The 20,579-nt window shown below is 41.6% G+C and carries 11 protein-coding genes; 6 read left to right on the top strand and 5 right to left on the bottom strand.

Annotated elements, in window-relative coordinates; translation table 11 throughout:
- Nucleotides 1-3 precede the first annotated feature (3 nt).
- The 5 genes from J4861_RS01140 to J4861_RS01120 all read right to left on the bottom strand — a co-directional run bounded on the left by J4861_RS01140 (nt 4) and on the right by J4861_RS01120 (nt 6,199).
- The gene (locus J4861_RS01140; protein WP_211816375.1) at nt 4-1,314 is read right to left on the bottom strand and encodes an HlyD family secretion protein; all 1,311 of its coding nucleotides are present in this window, start codon (nt 1,312-1,314) and stop codon (nt 4-6) included.
- Between the two features lie 8 nt (nt 1,315-1,322).
- A complete protein-coding gene (locus J4861_RS01135; protein ID WP_211816374.1) occupies nt 1,323-3,083 on the bottom strand; it encodes a glycosyltransferase in 1,761 nt (586 codons plus the stop codon).
- A gap of 266 nt (nt 3,084-3,349) precedes the next feature.
- Nucleotides 3,350-3,886 (bottom strand): hypothetical protein, encoded by a 537-nt coding sequence (locus J4861_RS01130; protein WP_211816373.1) that lies wholly within the window; start codon nt 3,884-3,886, stop codon nt 3,350-3,352.
- 6 nt (nt 3,887-3,892) lie between these two features.
- Nucleotides 3,893-4,699, bottom strand: coding sequence for a hypothetical protein (locus J4861_RS01125; protein ID WP_211816372.1), 807 nt, complete (start codon nt 4,697-4,699; stop codon nt 3,893-3,895).
- A 24-nt stretch (nt 4,700-4,723) separates the two neighbouring features.
- On the bottom strand, nt 4,724-6,199 hold the full coding sequence (locus J4861_RS01120; protein ID WP_211816371.1) for a TolC family protein: 1,476 nt from the start codon (nt 6,197-6,199) through the stop codon (nt 4,724-4,726).
- A gap of 861 nt (nt 6,200-7,060) precedes the next feature.
- Between J4861_RS01120 and J4861_RS01115 the strand changes: the two genes are divergently transcribed.
- The 6 genes from J4861_RS01115 to J4861_RS01090 all read left to right on the top strand — a co-directional run bounded on the left by J4861_RS01115 (nt 7,061) and on the right by J4861_RS01090 (nt 20,083).
- Nucleotides 7,061-8,560, top strand: coding sequence for an IPT/TIG domain-containing protein (locus tag J4861_RS01115; protein WP_211816369.1), 1,500 nt, complete (start codon nt 7,061-7,063; stop codon nt 8,558-8,560).
- Between the two features lie 32 nt (nt 8,561-8,592).
- On the top strand, nt 8,593-11,709 hold the full coding sequence (locus J4861_RS01110) for a SusC/RagA family TonB-linked outer membrane protein (protein ID WP_211816368.1): 3,117 nt from the start codon (nt 8,593-8,595) through the stop codon (nt 11,707-11,709).
- Between the two features lie 29 nt (nt 11,710-11,738).
- Nucleotides 11,739-13,769 (top strand): RagB/SusD family nutrient uptake outer membrane protein, encoded by a 2,031-nt coding sequence (locus tag J4861_RS01105; RefSeq protein WP_211816367.1) that lies wholly within the window; start codon nt 11,739-11,741, stop codon nt 13,767-13,769.
- 23 nt (nt 13,770-13,792) lie between these two features.
- Complete coding sequence (locus J4861_RS01100; RefSeq protein ID WP_211816366.1) at nt 13,793-14,851, top strand: DUF1735 domain-containing protein; 1,059 nt, start codon at nt 13,793-13,795, stop codon at nt 14,849-14,851.
- Nucleotides 14,852-14,871: 20 nt separating this feature from the next.
- Nucleotides 14,872-16,677: a BACON domain-containing protein gene (locus J4861_RS01095; protein WP_211816365.1), complete on the top strand. Its 1,806-nt coding sequence runs from the start codon at nt 14,872-14,874 to the stop codon at nt 16,675-16,677.
- Between the two features lie 214 nt (nt 16,678-16,891).
- Nucleotides 16,892-20,083, top strand: a complete 3,192-nt coding sequence (locus tag J4861_RS01090) for a M60 family metallopeptidase (protein WP_211816364.1) — start codon at nt 16,892-16,894, stop codon at nt 20,081-20,083.
- Nucleotides 20,084-20,579: the final 496 nt, after the last annotated feature.

The raw sequence follows: 20,579 nt of genomic DNA, 5'->3' as shown, positions 1-20,579 counted from the left end.
ATTTTATTTTTCTCCTTTTGCATATAAATTATCAAACAATCTTTCTATAAGCCTCTTAGGTTTAGTAATAATTTCCACAACTCCTTTCGACTCAAAGTCTAATGGCAGTTGCTGTCCAAAATTTGTTATTAACCCCTCTGGAAAAGAAATAATAACAGAGTAGGCGTCTATATCACCATTCTTCGTTTTTAATTTATTTGTAATCCGCGAAACAGATGTTACCTTTCCTCGTAGCAACCCATACTCATCGTATGGGAAATTGTTAATTTTTACATTTGCGCGTTGCCCTACTTTTACTTTTCCTGCACCAAAGGAAGGTATCTGAACTTCTCCTATTACGCTATTCTTATGTGGAATAACAGAGAACAGTTCTTGACCAGCTTGCACAAAATTATTATTACGCCAAAAACCAGAATATTCCAATTCTCCATCAATTGGTGCAGTTATTAGATAGCGTTCTTTCCAAAGCAGAATAGCATTTGCCAACTCATTCTTTTTGGTTAATAACTCAGAATAAAGTTTTTCCCTTGTTTCTGTCTCCTCCAACTTTATACGTTGTACTTCGGTCTGGTTCCTATTCACTTCTGACATCTTCATCTGCCGATTACTCTGAAGCCCAATGTTTGATGCTTGAAGATTTTGGTGATTTGTATGTTGGTTCTGGTACTCTATCTCACTCATTCCTTTAGCAGCAAGTAAGATACTGTCTTTCTTCAACTGTGTTTTAGAGTTATCAAGTACCTCTTTCTTTATTTCTATTTCCGAATCTATATTAGTAATAACTTTCTTGTCAGAGGCTATTTGCTCTTGAATACTTTGGCGCATCGTTGCATAAAGGTCGGATGCTAACAGTCGTTGATACTGTGAGTGGGCAAGTTTTAAGGAATTATAGGCAGTACTTAACTCACCAAGTACTAATGTATCTGGCATGACTACAGAGGTTAATGCAGTATTAGACATTTTATCTATGATTTTCTCCAAACGTAATAAATGCCAATAGTTAGCCCCATTATCTATATAGGCGACAACCTCTCCTCTTTTTACTTTCGAATGGCTGGAATGTAACAATATAATACGACCATTATCTTTAGAAACTAATCGTATAGGAGCATTGGAGGCTGTAACTGTTATCTCTCCATCTACTGTGTCTGGATATTTGATTAAAAAACCTAACAGAATAACAACACCCATAAGTACGCTCACACAAAGCGCAACCCATTTGGTCCAATAAGTAGGCATACGGTCGATGATAGCCTGTATTTCTTCTGATCTCTGTTCTAATTCAGTGTGCTCTTGCACTGTTTCTTTTTCCATATTGTATATCAGTCGTTAAAATGATGTGATATGTTATGAACCATTGCCAATCTTTTATCCGTCTCTTTAAAATGTTGACTTATTAGTCCCTTAAATCTATCATTACTGGCTGTTACATCTGAATAGCCAAAATCAGTCTGTATAGACAGAAAAGGATAAACAGTCATCTTGTTTTTAGCAATGACAGATAGTACACCATCTGCTGTGTCATTATCCTGAAAATCGTATTCCAAGATCTTATTAAACAGAGGTTTGAAAATAACGATGAACTGTGTGCACCAAAACCAGTCTACCCAATATCTATTGGCAGATACAGGTACGGCATGTCCAAATCCTCCAATACCTCCTGACAATAATTCTACGTGTTGTTCTTCTGCTTCAATAATATTGGCGAACAAGTAATCTCTGGAATAGTCCTGCGTAAAAGTATGGTCATCCTCACAGATAATCATAATATCATCACCGTTACTTATAGCAGTTTTTACAACCTTAACCATGCTTTTCCATAGTCCTAATCTTCCATTTGTATCTTCAACGGCATCAATGATATGTAAAGCGAATTCTTTTTTCCCTCTGAACTGTTTCTCTAAGTGCTTACGTCTGTCAGGGCGACTTTTCATGTTGATGGCATACACAGGGAGATAAAAATCTGTAGAGGAATCTACTTCTCTCTTTTTTTGTTTTATTGCTTTTCTAAAGATGATATCAACTTTTCTTTTCCATACATCCCAATTCAGTCTTTTTTCATATTCTTTTCTGCTTGATTTACGCAGTGCGGTATATTGTTTTTGATTACTGAAAATAGAGATGATTTTCTCTGCATAATCCTTACCAGAAGCAGAAGGTGGAAGTAAATAACCATTCTTTCCTTCCCTCACAGGTTGACTCACACCACCCACATTTGCAGCTATGCTTGGTACTCCATAAGCTGATGCTTCACAGAAAACAATTCCATAAGCATCAAAAGTGGTTGGCAAAATGAGGAAATGCGCATTATACAGTATTTCATCAAGTTTTTTCAAGTCTTCTTCCTTTGATTTGTCCAAAAAAGGAATGATGGTGAGCCCTTCGTCCTCTTCTATTTTTGTAGGTGGGGTAGAGCCTATAATTGTCAGCGTACAAGGAAATCCTTTTTCCTTCATGTGTCTGTAAGCCGCAAGAGCTTTGTCTCCTCCTTTCTTTTCCCAATTTCTCCCAATAAATACCAGATGGCAAACGTCCGTTGGTGACTCTATCTTATACTTTAAGGGTGCAGGGATGTTAGCTCCGAATTCTACGACGTTTATCTTACGTGCATCAGCATGATAATGCTCTATTGCATTGTTTTTTACCCATTCTGAACAATATAACAGAACATCAACATTGTCTATCAACCGTTGTTCTGTTGCTTCTGCAAGACCATGATAGTAGCCTTCTTTAATATTAAGATAATCTTTGAATTGGTCAAACGTCGCATCACTGATATATACGATAGGGATATTTATTTGTAGGTCAGATGCAAAATAGTAATCACAAGCTACAACCACATCAAATCGACCATTCTTAATTTCTGTGGACAGAATTCTTGCAAAATCCTTTGAATAATTCTCTGGGTAATATCTTTCACTCTTTCCTTTGAAACGATGATGCCAAACACCACCATCTACCAAGTTACTTCCAATCCATACCACTTCATGCTGCAGTGATAGGGCTTGGAAAATATTTCGTGTTGTTCCAGACCATAGGTGAAAGTCATTGGGATTTTTGTTCGAGAGAAATGCTATTTTCATTGAATATGATTAATTATTTATTGTTATTCAAAAATTATATGAAGTATGGAAACCTATTTTATTTCCATATCTCCATATAATTTTTTAGGATTATAGTGCAAAGGATGTAGACAATATGCTCTACCTTTCTACAATATGTTATCTGTACATTTAATTGAAACTAAGGAAATATTCTTAGTCTAGTAAAAATGTACCAATAGAGATTTTCTCTAATGACATCAATGCCACAACTATTAGTATTATACTTTTGACACTTTAAGTTATACTTAAAATTGTCGGTTTATCTTTGAGGGTTTGTGACGAGTTGTGTTATATTTTAAAAATTTTAATTTCTTTTTAAGGTATGTGTTATAAAATAAAATCATATTATTTTCTAAATATCCTACATACTTACGATGTAAAATATCTCCTATCCATCCGCTTTTCCATAATGGAAACTTAAGATTATGAGCATCTTTTGCAGTTTTTATTTTGAGTGGAATTGGTTTCTTGAAAAGGTCCTTAGATGACACATTTATAGTGAAAATAATGCTATCATGTATTAAGAGAAGACTATCCATAGGTGTAACAAAATAGCCTGGAGAGTATCCTTCTCGTGCATCAATAAATTCATCTGTAGTAGCATAAAATCTACCATGAATCTTACCATCTACATTCTTTTCAAGTACTATGTATTGATTTTCAAGTGAACTTTGGGATTTATCAGAGTGTGAATATTTATAAACCCCACACAGTCCTTTTAAATCTTGAGAAAAACTATTTAAGCCATAAAGTAAAAAAAATAGAAATATAATTTTTTTCATAAGATTTTATTTTTGTTTTATTTCTAAGTGGTAGCAATCATTCTCTATAATACATTTAATGCCATTTGCTTTCAAAGCATTTTCAAAGGAGGTTCTGTTATTAACAGAACTTATAGCAACATCCATAACATTTACTTTAGTATGATCCCCACAATGGTGAGACACTCTTTCTGGACCTAATTCTTTAATTTTACTTTCCATAGCAGCTATATTCTGCTCTCTACTCATTTTTGCATTATAGACATCTATAACTTGGTCTCCAATATCAGTGTATTTATTTTTTTGATATTGAACACCCTTTCTTAGAATATTTTCATACATTACGCGTGCTTGGTCATGAGCAGAACGTATAGTACTGGTGACAAAAAGATTATCGTTTCCAGTTGCTTTCATTACTCTATACAAACAGTCTCTTGTATAATTTGAAACTGTGCTTTTATTGGCATTTTTCCCAAACGAAAGAGGGTCTCTCTTAGGCTCATCATATATATGTGAACCACCATCATACATAGTTCCACCACTATACCCTTCAGCTTCAGGAATCTGGGTTCCGCCTCCATATTTAGCAAGATCTGAACCAATATAAGAAAGAGAACCCCCGTTGTAAGTAATTTGACCGTTAATTTCACTTACACCTTGAACATAACCACCTGCCCATTGATTAGAATTTATCAGAGATAAAAACTCCTGATAAGAAAATGGGTCACCACTTTCTCCTGTTCCTCCACCTACATAACTTTTTTGTTCAAGAAACGAAATGATTTCCTTTGACTCTGCTAATTCAGAAAGACTAGCTTTTGTTAACTTTCTCATAATAAAAATGTTTTTAATTAATAATTATTTAACGAGACTCTCAATTAAGTCTCTTTCTTTTTTGAAGTCATATAAAGTCATACCCCTTATGATATAGTAGTTAGTGTATGCTTGTCTGATAGCAGAAGCATATTGTGATAATGAGGTAAATTGATTGTTTTGGGCAATATATAGTTCATAGTCTGAAATTCTACCTAACGAGAATTTCTTCAAGGCAAGTTTATATTGATCCTGTGATAGTTCGTAGGATTGTTTAGCTGTCATCCAGAGTTTGACAGCCGACCGATAGGTATTAATTCTTTCTGTAATCTGATTTTCAAAATTTCTTAGTCTCGTTTCACGTTCAAGGCGGTTAGACTGAAATATATTCTCCGCCATTTTGACTTTATTCTTGTTAATACCCCATTGGAAAATAGGGATCTGAATACCCACCTGAATAGATTGCCGAGTATTCGGATGATGGTATGCTTCTACTAAATGCTCAGCATACTGGTTTGTTCCATAGCCAAGACTAATACTGGCATTAAAACGATTTTCCAGTTTAACAAGGAAAAGATTTTGCTCTGCTTCAAGTTTCTCAAGTTCCTGCTGCTGATAAAAAGAATTGTTCTTACGTACATAGTACCATATTGCTACAGAGTCAATGGATAATGGAAGGTCAAATTCTGGCGAAACTATAGCTATCTCCTGTGTTGTACCAATACTTGTCAATAGCTGGTGGTAAAGTTGTTGATAGTTTTGGATTGCATCTTCAGAGTCTAATTTACTTCGTAAAGATTGTAACTCTATTTGCTTGTAATCATATTCCGTAATACGACCATTATCCAGTTTTATTCGTGCAATATCTAATAATGTGTCATTGTTAAGAACGGTTTGCTTTGAAAGATTAAGTCTCATTTTCGCTGCTAAAACATCCATATATTGACTTAAGATGTTTTGTTGTATCTGCGCAATATTAGAACAAAACTTGTTGATAGCAATCATGTTCTTCGATTCTTCTATTTTCTTTTCCAGCAGATAACGCTTTCTTCCGCCCCATAGATTTTGCGAATAACTAATATAATAAGGTGAGGTACTGTAACTCTTACGATGATAAGAAAATTCGTTCAGATAGTTTAAACTACTTCCAACTTGTAGTTGACCTCCTGTAAATGGTACATTTTGATGTATAGTAAGTCCGACACTACTGCTGTTAGAGTAATCTTTTACATACGTATAACTACCAGTTGTAGGATCCTGCATAAGCCTTAATGAGCGATTAAAGCCAATAGGAGACAACGCAAAACTAATAGAGGGTAAGTAGCTCTTTTTATAGTTTTCATAACGTAACAGTTCGTTTTTATACTTAAGCTTTTCTATCTGGGCATTATTTGAAGTAAGCGAAAGCGTATCTATGACATATGACAGGCTCCCCTTCACAATAGGCGTCTGTGAAGACACTCTATTGCTACATAAAAACAGTAGATGAAAAGTTAGATAAATATAGATTTTAAGTTTCACGATTTTTAGGTATAGTTATATTATGTGCAAATATACAATTAATTATAATACAAAAGTGTAGAGGGGTATGTTTTTAACTTTTATTATAATTCCGTTTTGTTTGTGGCTAAGTATTCATCAAATAATAATAAAGTAAGATTTTGATGCTGTCTTCATTTTTAAGATTCTGAATTATCTTTACATGATTCTCTGTTGTCAGCCCTTTAAAAACACAAATAAAGCCTTTATTCTTCGCCTCTGTAACTATCAGTAGTTCAGTTTGTTATAATATTGTGCAAGAAAAGGTGCTTAATTAGACTTCAAAAGGGCGTTACTTCACCTTCAAGTAACGCCCTTTTCAAATGTATTTAACGCCCTTTTCAAACCGTAAAGAGCGTAGATTGAAAAGGGAGAATTGAAAAAAACGGACAAAATGTTATTATTGCAAGGGGCGATTGGGATTTAATGCGCGATATCCCTGAAACCTCCCCCAGCCCCTCCAAAGGAGGGGAGTGTAGGAAACAATTTGCTTGGAGATAACTTAAAAACTTTCCTAATCAATAGGGATATTGCGCATTCTACTCCCCTCCCTATGGGGGAGGGGTCGGGGGTGGGGCCGCTCCCCCTCTCTGTAGGAGAGGGGGTTGGGGGGTGAGGCCGTTTGTTTCGTTTATGTTTTTTTATTATTGAAATCCTCTTTCTTTTACAAGTTTCAGCGCATTTAACATTTTAACATTTAAAAATAGTTAATAAATAATTGTATTGAGTACATAATATAAAATTATTTTCTAAATTTGTCAGTCCCCTAAGAGGGTGTACTGACATTTACCTAAAGAATAAAATTTAATTAAAAACCATAATCAATTTAACTAAACCGTTTCTATGAAGAGACTTTTCAAATCTTATTTGTGGATGGTCTTGATGGGCTCGCTCGCATGGGTTTCCTGCTCTGATAAAGAGGTAGGAGGCACAGCAGGTACTTCTTTTGACCCATCACAACCAATTGTCATTAGTGACTTTTATCCCGACAGTGGTGGTATTGCCACCCCAATGATTATCACTGGTAAGAACTTTGGTACTGATACCACAGGTCTTGCACTTTGGTATGTTGATGAAGATGGAGGTCGCCACCGTGGTGGTCTTGTATCATCTAATGGCGAAAAGCTTTATTGCTATGTGCCAGCTGGTTTGACTTACAAGCGTAACATCAAACTTGAGGTGACACGTGCTAACGGTGCTGATACCATTAAGGGCGCTGGTAGCCGCGACTTTAAGTATATCACACAGACTGCTGTTACAACAATTGTTGGAACACAGACAAGTGATGCGCACGCTACAAAGATAGACAAGCTGTTGACATCAAATCTTTCAGCTCCGGGTTATCTTTGTGTTGACAATGATAACAATATCTTTATCGTACAGCATAGATTTGATGATAGTTTTAAAGCTAATGGAAGTGATGCTTTTATCGAATGCCGTGATGAGAAGAATGAGAATGTCGGAGGTATGGTGTTAAAAGCTGACTTGAAGAGAGATCAGATTTCAATTCTTCAGGTGAATAGTAAAAAAGACGAGAAAATTAATGCGCCAGCCTACTCAACACTTGATGGTTATGAGGGTGTATATGTACCAGACGATAACGGACGTAAGTATTATAGTCTGTTGAAGGCTCAGGGTTATGCCGTTCACAAGCAGCAGTTCATCAATCCTAACGGTTATGCAAACCTTGACGAAAGCAACTGGAAGTATTGCTTCGTGATTAACAAGAACGACCAGATGATTTACTCTGTGATGTTTAAGGGTCAGCTCATTCGTATTAATCCTAAGACACGTAAGGCAGAGTTGCTCTTGAAGCGTGTTGGTAAGGATGGTCCTAAGGGAAGCGGTGGTTCAGATGCTTTCTGTACTTTCAGCCCTACACAGCCTAACCGTCTGTTCATCTCATTCACCGATGCACACCAGATTTGGTATGTTGACGTTGACCAGTTGTCAGACAAGGATTCTCTGACTTACGCAGGTGAGCCATACGCAGGTATTTCTTCTTTCGGTACTGTAAACGTAACTGAAGGTAAGGGATGGGAAGACGGAGCGTTGAAGAATGCTAAGTTCTGTTATCCACGTCAGATGACCTTCACCAAGGACGGTAAGCTTTATATTGCCGACTCTGGTAACCACTGTATTCGTATGATTGATACCACTCAAGGTAAGAACGCACGCGTTACTACACCAATTGGTGTACCACAGAGTGCAGGTTTCCACGATGGTGGTGTCGAGTTAGCCAAGTTTAATTGGCCGACGGGAGTCGCCGTGAGTGCTGACGGAAGTACGGTTTATGTCGCCGATTCAAAGAATCAGGTGATACGAGAGTTATCAATTAAATAGCTATTGCCTAATAATACTACAAACATAGATCTATGAGAAGAACTTTATATGTCTTGTGTCTTATGGTAGCTCTGCTGACTCATGCAGGCTACGCCTATTCACAAGATAATGGTACTGCAAAGCAGTTCTCGGTAGCGGGTGTCATCCTCGATGATACAGGTGAGCCATGTATTGGTGCTACCGTTCGTGTTAAGAACGAGCCGGGTGTAGGAACTGTTTCCGACCTTGATGGTAAGTTCGAGATTAAGGTTAAGCCGGGTGCTACGCTCTTGTTCGAGTACGTCGGTATGGAGACCGTACAGCGCACCATTCTTAAGGACGAGCCTTCCCTTTCAGTTAAGTTCAAGGTAGCCAAGACAAATGCCATCGACGAGGTTGTCGTGACAGGTCTTGTTTCTCAGAAAAAGGTATCGGTGGTAGGTGCTGTGTCTACTATTAATATGGATGAGTTGCGTACCCCGGGTACTTCACTTGTGAACATGATTGGTGGTCGTATGCCGGGTGTTATCACCATGCAGATTTCTGGTGAGCCGGGACAGAACCTTTCAAACTTCTGGGTGCGTGGTGTATCAACCTTCGGTGCTGGAGCTGGTGCATTGGTCCTCATCGATGGTATTGAGGGTCGCCTCAGCGATATTGATGTAGACGACGTTGAGAGCATTTCTGTATTAAAGGATGCTGCCGCAACAGCTGTTTACGGTGTGCGTGGTGCTAACGGTGTTGTATTGGTTACTACCAAGCGCGGTTCTAAGGAGAAGATTCAGGTTACAGCTCGTGCGACAGTGAAGTTGTCACAGATCAAGCGTCTGCCTGAGTATCTCTCATCTTACGACTATGCAAGACTTGCTAATGAGGCACGTGCAATGTCAGGAGAAGCCGACCTCTATACACCAATTCAGTTGGATATCATCAAGAACAATCTTGACCCAGAGCTTTATCCTAACGTAAACTGGATAGACCAGATTATGAAGAAGGCCTCTTTGCAGGAGAACTACTATGCCAGTGCGCGTGGTGGTGGTGATGTTGCACAGTACTTCGTTTCTGTAGGTTATCGTCACGAAGGTGCTGCCTATAAGCAGAAGGAGAACCAGTTCCACCGTCCATTGTCTTACGACCAGTTGACTTATCGTGCAAACATCAACATGAACCTTACAAAGCGTTCTGAGCTTTACTTTGGTGTTGATGGTAGCATCACTAACTACACAACTCCGGGTGGTAAGAATACCAACCAAGTGTGGGAGGATGTACTCCAGCTGAATCCATTGATGTTCCCTGTTACCTATGCTGACGGAACATTGCCAACTTATGGTCAGAACGACCTTATCTCTCCATTTGCAGCGCTTAACTATCAGGGTTACAACTCAGCTGATAACACTCGTAACATGATTACCTTGAAGTTCACACACCGCTTCGGTGGTATTCTCAAGGGACTCGTGGGTTCTGTTCAGGCTGTTAATGACCGCACATCAGGTTTCAGCGAGCGTCGTTTCGTTAAGCCAGACTACTATCGCGCTACAGGTCGTACCGCTACAGGTGACCTTATCAAGACACTGCGTTCTAAGCAGCAAGATATGTCGTACTCTTCAAACAATGAATCTTGGAGAAAGTACTACATGGAGGCTAAGTTAGACTATAACACAAGTATCGGTGCTCACAACCTCGGTGCTCTCCTCTTCTATTATATGGAAGATACAAAGGGTTCTAAATGGGGCAATGGTGATGCCCTCGGTATCGCAGCTATTCCTAAGCGTCGTCAGAACGTATCTGGTCGTTTGTCATGGGGTTATAACTCAACTTACTTTGTAGATGCTAACTTCGGTTACACTGGTTCAGACATCTTCCCTAAGGGTGAGCGTTTCGGTTTCTTCCCATCAATCGCTGTGGGTTGGGCTCCAACTTCATACAAGTGGGTACAGAAGCATCTTCCATTCGTAAACTTCTTCAAGATTCGTGGTTCTTACGGTCTTGCAGGTAACGACCAGATTGCAGATAAGGATTCTCGTTTCCCATACTTGACAATTATCAACAACCACGCTGGTACCACATGGGGTTATACCGGTCAGGGTATTGTTGAGAAGCAGCAGGGTGCTGACAACTTGAAGTGGGAGGTTGCTAAGAAGTTGAACGTCGGTATCGATGCTAACTTCTTCAACGATGCTATCAAATTGACTATTGATGTGTTCCGTGATACACGTGACCACATCTTCCAAGACCGTGTTACATTGCCAGAGTTTGCTGGTATGGTTACTTATCCTAAGTCAAACGTGGGTCGTATGCACTCATTTGGTTCAGATGGTAACATCTCTTATTTCCACAAGATTAACAAGGATATGAACTTTACTGTTCGTGCCAACTATACATGGTCACAGAATATTGTTGACTACTTCGAGGAGAACAAGCTTGCTTACGATTATCAGAGCGTGACAGGTATGCCTTACGGCGTATTGCGTGGATACATCTCTGAGGGTCTCTTCAAGGATGAGGCTGATATTCGTCAGAGCGCAGACCAGACAGCAGCCTTCGGTGTTGTTCGTCCCGGTGATATCAAGTATCGTGACGTGAATGGTGATGGTGTCATCAATAAGGACGACCGCGTGCCATTGTCTTACGGTAACAACGTTCCTCGTGTAATGTTCGGTCTTGGTGGTGAGTTCAACTATAAGGACTTCACTGTAAGTTTGCTCTTCAAGGGTAATACAGGTGTTAACTACTACCGTGTAGGTATGGGTCACGATGCAGGTTGGATTCCATTCTACAATGGTGAGATGGGTAATGTGTTGAAGATGGTAAACAATCCAAAGAATCGTTGGATTCCATCATGGTACTCTGGTGACCCATCAACAGAGAATCCTAACGCAATGTTCCCACGTCTCTCTTACGGTTCAAATACCAACAACTCACAGCTTTCTACCTTCTGGAAGCAGAATGGTTCATTCCTCCGTTTCCAGGAGTTGAACTTCCGTTACGTCTTCCGTCATCGTAAGTGGCTGCGTGCAGCTGGTCTTAGTGCATTAGAGTGTGACTTCGTTATCAACAACCTCTTCACTATCGACAGCGCAAAGTACTTCGATCCAGAGCAGGCTTGGTATAATGGTGCGGCTTATCCAATCCCAACCACCTATTCATTGCAGATGTACTTTAGATTCTAAGGTTTCACCTCTTAATTAAGATTGTAATAATGAAAAAACATATTTTAGCTTTGGGCGCGGTTGCAGCTCTGTTCTCAGGCATGACATTCACATCATGTAACTTCTTGGATCAGGACGACAACTTTAATGCTATCTTCAAGGAGGACTCTGTCTTCCACTCTGCCCAGAATGCAAATGGCTATCTCTTTGCTACACCAACGATGTTCCCATCAGCTGGTAACATCTGGGGTAACTCATGGACTCCAGGTGAGACAGCGTCAGACGAGATTTGTGTACGCTGGCAGACTAACGAGTTCTGGGGTGCAAAGTTCACAGTAGGAAATGTCAATGCAGAGAACGTTCCTAACTGGGGTTATTGGTACCAGATGTATAAGATTATCAATCGTTGTAACCGTATGTTGGCAAATGTTGATAAGATTGGTGATATGTCTAACAATGATAAGGCAGACTATAAGGCAATGGTTCACTTCATCCGTGGTTATGCTTACTACGTATTGTTGCAGAACTGGGGTCCTTGTCTGATTGTGAATGATGAGGTTATCTCAACCAGTGAAAAGGCTGATTACTATGACCGTGAGCGTGCAACAATGGATGAGTCTATTGACTATATCTGTAATGAGTTTGCACAGTCACTACCGGGTTTGAAGCGTCCAAGCGAGCAGTCTACTGCTTACTTCGGTCGTCCAACAAGGGGTACAGCACTCGCACTTATCGCACGTCTTCGTCTTATTCAGGCTTCACCAACCTTCAATGGCGGCACTTATGCTAAGCGTTGCTTTGGTGAGTGGAAGCGTAAGAGCGATGGCAAGTATTATGTAAACCAGACTTACGATGCAAAGCGTTGGGCTGTTGCTGCAGCTGCTGCTAAGCAGGTTATCGACCTTAATTACTATACACTCTACACTGTTGATGCTGATAAGGATAATCCATATCCACTTGATGCATCTGTTCCAACAGCGAAGTTCCCTGATGGTGCTGGTGGTATCGACCCATATCACTCATTTGCTGATATGTTCAATGGTGAGGGTACAGCAAAGGTAAACAGAGAGTTTATCTGGGCTGACGAGTACTCAGGTCCTGTAATGAACTATACCCATCACTCATTCCCAGTGAACTATGGTGGATGGGGTGGTATGTCAGTTCCACAGCGTGTAATCGACTGCTTCTTGATGAAGGATGGTAAGAAGCCAGCAGAGTCTCCACTCTATGAGGCAGACTTGACCAAGCACGTGAACCAGAAGAAGTCTATCGGTGATTGCGATATGGCAAACGGTACACCATTGGCTTACACAAATCGTTCGGCTCGTTTCTATGCAAGTATCGGCTTCCCTGGTCGTATCTGGAAGATGAACTCTACCACAGATGGTAGTTATAACAACCAGACATTCTGGTACTCTATTGATGATTCTAAGGCTGGTAAGAATGCGGCTGGTAACAACCCTAACGACTACTGTATCAGTGGTTACGTGCCATTCAAGTACATCCACCCAGATGACTCTTGGCATGGTAAGGATGGTGCTTCTGTTATTCCTAAGCCATTCCCAATCATCCGTTATGCTGAAATCTTGTTGCTGTACTGTGAGGCAGCTAACCATGTTCAAGGTTCAGAGACTGTGAAGACATGGGATGTAAATGGTAGACTTGTTGATGTTGCCGTAACTCGTGATGAGGCTGCTATGGCACGTTACTTCAATATGATTCGTTATCGTGTTGGTCTTCCAGGTGTTGAAGCTGCAACACTCAGCTCTGAGAATGCTTTCGACGAGGTTATCAAGAACGAACGTCAGGTTGAGCTCTTCAATGAGGGTTATCGCTACTTCGACACACGTCGTTGGGGTACTTACTTCACAGAGGATGCCAACAGTTCTAATTGGCGTGGTCTTGATGTTTACAGCGAGAAGAAGGGTAACAATGATGGCCCATTCTTTAACCTTGTAACCATCAACGAGCAGAATATCCGCGACCGTAAGGCTCTCCCACGTATGGTATTCCTTCCACTCATGCATCGTGAGTTGTTGAAGAGTCCTAAGATGGATCAGAACCCAGGTTGGGATCGTTAATAACGTTAATATTGTAACTATTTATGAAAAAATACAAGTATATTTTAGGATGTGCCTTAGCTGCTGTAGCATTGTCATCATGTAATAATTATGACTTTGAGCAGAACTTCTATCCTCACAAGGTAGGATTGATGGCAGGTTCCAACCGTATCTACGACCGCACCACGGTAGAACTTTCTGCCGTGGAGAACGGTACGGCTTCTGTACAGTTGGTAGCAAATCTGAGTGGTTCGCAGTTGGCTGACCGTGACTATCACGTGACGATTGCTCATGATGACTCACTCTTCAATGCTTATAACAAATCTAACTTCGATATTGACAGCACAAAGTTTGCGCGTCTTCTGCCACAGAACTGCTATGAGGACCCTGCTATGGCGGGTACTATCCCATCAGGTTCAAACAAGTGCCTCTTTGATATCAAGTTGAAGAACCTCGGTACCTTGTCACCAGACAGTACTTACTTCCTCAACTACAAGATTGTTAGCCACGATGCAAGTGCACTCGCAACTGACAATAATAAGTTAGGTGTTAAGTTGGATCATGTCTTGATTAAGGTGACATGGAAGAATGCTTACGGTTCTACTGCTGAGGGCTGGAACTATCAGTTGGTATCTTCACAGGTTACTAACCTTGAGACAAAGTCAACTACTCGTCCAACCAATACTGTTCGTGCATTCCCTATCGCGGCTAACGCTGTTCGTTTCCTTGCTGGTGATGAGAAGTGGGATAACTACGAGAAGGCACTCCATGACATCAATGTCAAGAGTATCGTTGCTACTATCGGCTCAAAGACTGTTACTAATCCATCAGCTTACAACGTAACGCTGAAGCCTTACAAACAGGATTCTCTCGAGGTAGAGATGCTTACTCCAGTTGGTGAGTATAACAATACATTCTTGCTCAATGAGTTAGGTGGTAGTGCATCAACCAATCCAACCTATTTCAAGGAGTTCCGCCTCCACTATCGTTACCGCGTGATGAAGAATGCTAAGCAGAACGATGGTACATGGAAGGCTGGTCCATGGAAGGAAGTGTTGTCTAAGCTGCGCTATCAGTATAATCCAAGAGCAGATAAACTTTAACGTATAAACAATTACGAATAATGAAACTGAAGATTAATTTCCTATTCATATTGTCAGTGCTGTTTGTGGGAACATTAGGTCTCGCATCATGTGCAACTGACTATGACACAGATTTTACTGGTAAGGAACTTGAGGTTCCTCATTCTTCTCAGCGAATGATTGCATTCAATAAGGAGGGTGGCGAGCAGCAGATTGCTGTCGAGACGAATGTTGCGCTCGATGAGTGGAAGGCTGAGAGCAATGCTGATTGGCTTACTGTTACCAAGAATGCCGATGGTAAGGGTGTGACGGTTAAGGCACCAGCTTACGATGGTTTCAAGGCTCGTGAGGCTAAGGTTACTATCTCTCATGGCGAGCGTGCGTCTTATGAAATTAAGGTGTCACAGATGGGCTTTGAGAGTGTACTCCGTATTCCTGAGCAGAATCCATTCTTCAATCGTGAGGGTACTTTCTATTCTCTCCTCGAGAGTAAGGTGACAAGTATCGACGTTCCTGTTGAAACCAACCTCAATCTCGACCATATAATTGTTCCTGATACAGTGTCTTTCGTTCGTTTGGATGCAAGCAAGACAGTGAAAGAGAATGGTATTGTTAAGCTCCATTTCGATATGGATCCAAACACAACTTCAGAGAAACGCTATTGTACAGTACGTCTGAAGAGTTCTGATAACTGGGATGCTTCTATTGAGTATGTTATTGAGCAGGCTGCAAAGGGTTATAAGGTTCGTCCTATCTATCCAGTAGAGACTAAGCAGGCTTCTGTTGAGATGATAGACCTCGGCCGTACTTATCGTGTGCCATTCCAGCGTACAGCTGTTGATGGTAACTATGAAGTTATTATTCCAGACAATGCTAAAGATTGGTTGTCAACTACTAAGAAGTTTATTGCAGGCTCTGAAGTTGTCTTTACAACAACGCTTAATACAACAGACAGTCCTCGTTCATGTGATGTGGTTTGCAAGCCTTCTAACGGAAGCGCACAGCCATTCACTATCCACGTGACACAGCAGGCTTTCCAGGATATTGTTCCTACTGGTGTGAGCGAACTGAACGTAACACCTGGTAAGGGTCAGTTCAATGTATCTTGGAAGGCCCCAGATGAGGTGAACTATGAGAAGGTTATTGTTAGAGCGAAGAGCAATATGCCTGGTGTTCCTGAGTCAGTGAAGGAGGTTGCTGCAACTGAGACATCTTGTGTTCTCAATGATGTATTCAACTTTGCAGGCAACTATACTATCACCGTAACAACTCAGGGTCTCAGAGGTAAGAACACAGATGCTCCAGCAACAGCTACTGCTCAGGCTAATGAGTGGTCAGAGTCTGTTGAGATTCCTCTTACTGCAGCTATGGTTTCTTCTAACTCAATGCAGCCTGGTCATGAGATTGGCTCTGCGGTTGATGGTAACAAGACAACTTACTTCCAGACAAAGAGTAACGGTAGTACAAGCGATCCACGTCCACACATTGACATTACACTGAATGAGGGTATCAATGGTACGTTCTACCTTGCATTCGATGAGAATAAGGTGACAAGCAATGACCGTAACCCTAAGAAGGCAAATATCTATGCTTCTTCTGACGTCATCACTGCTACTACAAGACCATTGACACAGACGAACTTCCGTTCTGCAAATGCAGTGAGCGAGCCGCTCTCATATACTAAGACAAATGGCGTAACTGTCACACATATCCGCTTCGAGCCTACACAGCGCAAGAACGGTACGAACATCAACAATGGTGGCGGTTCTTCATACTGGTATCTCGCTGAACTCCACCTCTACGTTTACCACGATGAGGCTTGGAAGAGAGAGCAGTTAGGTCTTTAATCCCAATATCTCAACCTACTGGCATAGTACCCCTATGCCAGTGGGTTGTCTTCGTTAATATACTATTCAGGTGATGTGCTATACCTTCGCACGAAAGGTGCGGGACGTGAACACCACGGGTGCGTAGCCTCCGCACTGTCCTAAAAAGGGATGAAAGCAAACTTGATACTTACCGAAGAGAAACCTAAAAAACAACTACTTATTAAATACATCTATGTTATTCGAAAGATTTTTACGCAAGAAGACACTCATGGCAGCACTGGCTTTGACCGCTGCTGTGCCAAGTGTTGCGAAAGCTTCGATGCTCTCTGCGGCGCCAACTGCTGATGGAGAGAATCAGAAACTCAAACCGGGAGTTTATTACATTGTTAATGACAAGCGTCAAAAAGGTACTGATCTTCATGTCTTTGTCAATGATGAAGGCACCTTACATGGGCAGCATTATGGCAGTCCATCTACCGACTTCTCTGATCTCTTCTTACTACGTGCTAAGGACGGCAGGTACACCATTCAGAGTCTGAAGAATGCTAAGTACGTTCAGAGTGTGGGTCAAAATAATGAGGTCTATAAGACGGCTAATGATGCTTACAAGTTCAGGATTATTTATCAGACTGAGTCAAGTGGGACAGGTAAGTCTTACTTCAATATCTATAATAGTAATGCTGAAGATTGGTGCTGGCACATCGATGCTCAGAAGCATATCGTTCGTTGGAAACCATTGATGGATAATGGTATTAGAGCAGTTGGCCCAAGTGAGTTCCGCTTCGACCCTGTGACGACGCTTACAAACGAGCAGGTGCTTGCCAGACTGGCTCAGCTGACCAAGGTGGTAGACCCAACAAAGGATCTCACAAAGTACTATCAGATTGTTTCTGACACCTATGGCAGGTCGATGCGTGAGGACTTTATAGTTGGCGAATTGTCTACCTCGGGTTTTAACAGCAGTGATTACTCTTATTATTGGAAGTTAGAAAGGTTGGCTAACGGCCGCTACGTGTTCCAGAATGCTGTGACAGGAAAGTATATCGTCCCTCAGAATGGGCAGACAAGTCGCTCTTATACGACAGCTGAGGGGAAGGGCACAGGCTTTGACCTCCAACGTAACACGGACGATCCATACGGGTTGGCTTTCGAGATGGTCGATGCCAATAATGTTGGTATCCATTGTGCTGAGAGTCAGGGATACCATCCTGTAGGCTGGTACACGCACAACGAGGCAAATAAGTGGGTCTTCAAGGAGGCTACACTCAACCCTGCTAAACTCAAGGAGCAGCAGGAGGCTTACAAGGCACGTGTCGACTTGACCAAGAATGTGGATGTCTATGCTGAGAAGGTGGCTAAGTATTTCACTAACAGTGCCGCTACGGAGGTTACTGCTGCTACTAAGGCGATGACCGATGAGGCTTTGAAGGGGCAGATGACTACCGAGGGTGTGCCACAGGGTTTGCAGGAGGTTGTGTTGAAGATTAAGAACCAGAGCTGGACCGTTTATCCAAGTGGTCGCAACTGGGAGAAGCTCTTCCGTATCGCTGATTATAAGGTTTACAGCGAGAATAACTATGGTGCTTGGGCACGTTCAATGGGTATCGGCTACGATTATGGTAGCATGACGAACCCAACAGGTATCACGGCTCAAGACGGCGAGGACCTTTTCATCTTCCTTGGCGATGATATTCCACAGAATGCAACCGTGCAGATTGAACTCGTACCATTGGGTACACGCAGTGCTGGTAAGTACTATAACTTGAAGAAGGGATTGAATATCATCCTCAATCAGGGCGAGAACAACGTGTTTGTTAACTATATCGGTCGTACCTTCAACAACGGTAAGTACCTCAGAGACTATAAGCCTATGAACATCCACATTGAGGGTGGTAAGGTGAATGGTTACTTCGATCTTACTAAGGGTAATACCAATGAGGACTGGCAGAAGATGCAGTCAGACGGTCTTGTTTGGGCTAAGGCGTTCAATATGAAGGGCGAATTGGTTGTTATGAACATGCCTGGTGCTGATTGCAAGCGCTATACTCCTGTTCACATGAAGGAGTTGGTTGAAATCTGGAACAGCATCGTACAGCGTGAGGACGACCTCATGGGATTCCGTGCTTCTAAGAAGGATAAGTGCAACAACGTCCTCAATGCGACTGCCGTTGACCATGGTTATATGTATGCTACGACCGGTGGTACCTACTATAACTACAACACTTTGGGCGATGTGCTCAACTACGACAAGATGAAGTGGGGTAATGGTACACTCTGGGGTCCTGCTCACGAGTTCGGTCATAACCATCAGCAGCTGTTCAATACGGCAGGTATGACGGAGATTTCTGTCAATATGTATTCTAACATGGTGATGTTTACTTCTGGTCGCGTAACCAGCCGTTCAGAAAACTGTTCTTATACAGATGTTGACGGTAAGAAGTATGATGGTGTTTGCGAGAGTGCTGTCTCAACCTATGCTGATCGCTTTGCTAACAAGAAGAAGTGGTTTGAATATGGCACATGGGGCACAACGCAAATGTACTATAAGCTCTATATGATGTTCCATTCAACAGGTCTTGATAATCAGTTCTGGAACAAGTGTCTTGATTATCTCCGCACACACCGTCTTGAAGGTCAGGGAACAGCCAACTGTCAGGGTCAGAACGACTACTTGCTCTTTGCTAAGGCATGTTCTTATGCAGCTCAGCAAGACCTCTCAAGCTTCTTCGAGGCATGGGGACATTTCTATGATGTGAACGGATCTGTCATTGGTGACTACAGTAACACAACCATGTATACCACAAGAGCACAGTGGATGGAGGCAAAGAAGTTCATGCAGAAATATCCTAAGGGCCCTGCTAACAACATGATTTTCATTGACGATCATATCCGTCGTACTCCTGCTACATATCCTGGTCATGCTGCTGGTGAGATGCGTGAAGACTTTAATGGTGCCGTACGCGTAGGCAGAATGGGTGATTTCGGTTCATGGGATCAGTTCTGTCCAGACAGCCTCGGTCAGGGTTATGCTATTATCAAGACGCAGAGCGATGCTAATGGTAAGCGCACCTATACTATGGAGGCTAAGAACAGCCACGTGGTAGGTTTCAAGATTTACAACAGCAAGGGTCAGCTTATCTACTTTGCTAACACCAAGACCTTCACTATTCCTAAGAAGGTGATGGAGGATGCTAACAACGATATCAAGGTTAAGGTTTGCGGTTCAGACGGTTCTGAGGTTGACCCAGGTACTGTTCCAACAGGTATCAAGACCTTCTCGGCTCAGGCTAACGGTGGTAAGGTAGATGTTTATAGCATCTATGGTGTCCTCGTTCGCAGTAAGGTGAATGCAGAGACAGCCCTCGAAGGCTTACCTAACGGCGTTTACGTTGTTGGTGGTAAGAAGGTGGTAGTGGGTAAGTAAAAAGCCTCACCCCCAACCCCTCTCCGAAAGGAGAGGGGCGTGAAATGTGGGATACCCCAAAGGAAAAAGACAGAGTAACAAGCAAAACTGTTACTTTGTCTTTTTTGTAGGGACCTCTCCCAACCCCTCCAAAGGAGGGGAGTGCCTAATGGGGTGAGAGTTAAAACAAGAGCAGGGACCTTTTCCAGCCCTTCGAAGGAGGGGAGTGTCTAACGGAGTGGGAGTTTAAAACCAAATCAGCTAATATACAATAGGCTTACTCTTCAAATCTTTATTTGCAGGCAACTCCCCTCCTTTGGAGGGGTAGGGGGAGGTTGATATACAAAAATGCTTTACAAATCCTCAAACATTAAGACTTAAAATAGAGCCAAAAAATAAGCGATTTTCTTACCCTTGTAAGTGTTTTGTTATCAGATAGTTGTGAGTATGGATTTCAAAAGGTGCTTGGTAAGGGTTCAAAAGGGCGTTAGTAAGACCTCAAAAGGGCATGTTTTGC

It is taken from the genome of Prevotella melaninogenica (assembly GCF_018127925.1).
GTDB classification, from domain to species: domain Bacteria; phylum Bacteroidota; class Bacteroidia; order Bacteroidales; family Bacteroidaceae; genus Prevotella; species Prevotella melaninogenica_C.
This window is presented reverse-complemented; position numbering and strand designations above follow the sequence as displayed.

Excerpts from the sequence above, each read along its gene's own strand:
- J4861_RS01105 (WP_211816367.1), top strand. The coding sequence starts at position 11,739 with ATGAAAAAACATATTTTAGCTTTGGGCGCGGTTGCAGCTCTGTTCTCA.
- J4861_RS01130 (WP_211816373.1), bottom strand. The coding sequence starts at position 3,886 with ATGAAAAAAATTATATTTCTATTTTTTTTACTTTATGGCTTAAATAGT.
- J4861_RS01110 (WP_211816368.1), top strand. The coding sequence starts at position 8,593 with ATGAGAAGAACTTTATATGTCTTGTGTCTTATGGTAGCTCTGCTGACT.
- J4861_RS01135 (WP_211816374.1), bottom strand. The coding sequence starts at position 3,083 with ATGAAAATAGCATTTCTCTCGAACAAAAATCCCAATGACTTTCACCTA.
- J4861_RS01095 (WP_211816365.1), top strand. The coding sequence starts at position 14,872 with ATGAAACTGAAGATTAATTTCCTATTCATATTGTCAGTGCTGTTTGTG.
- J4861_RS01125 (WP_211816372.1), bottom strand. The coding sequence starts at position 4,699 with ATGAGAAAGTTAACAAAAGCTAGTCTTTCTGAATTAGCAGAGTCAAAG.
- J4861_RS01140 (WP_211816375.1), bottom strand. The coding sequence starts at position 1,314 with ATGGAAAAAGAAACAGTGCAAGAGCACACTGAATTAGAACAGAGATCA.
- J4861_RS01090 (WP_211816364.1), top strand. The coding sequence starts at position 16,892 with ATGTTATTCGAAAGATTTTTACGCAAGAAGACACTCATGGCAGCACTG.
- J4861_RS01115 (WP_211816369.1), top strand. The coding sequence starts at position 7,061 with ATGAAGAGACTTTTCAAATCTTATTTGTGGATGGTCTTGATGGGCTCG.
- J4861_RS01100 (WP_211816366.1), top strand. The coding sequence starts at position 13,793 with ATGAAAAAATACAAGTATATTTTAGGATGTGCCTTAGCTGCTGTAGCA.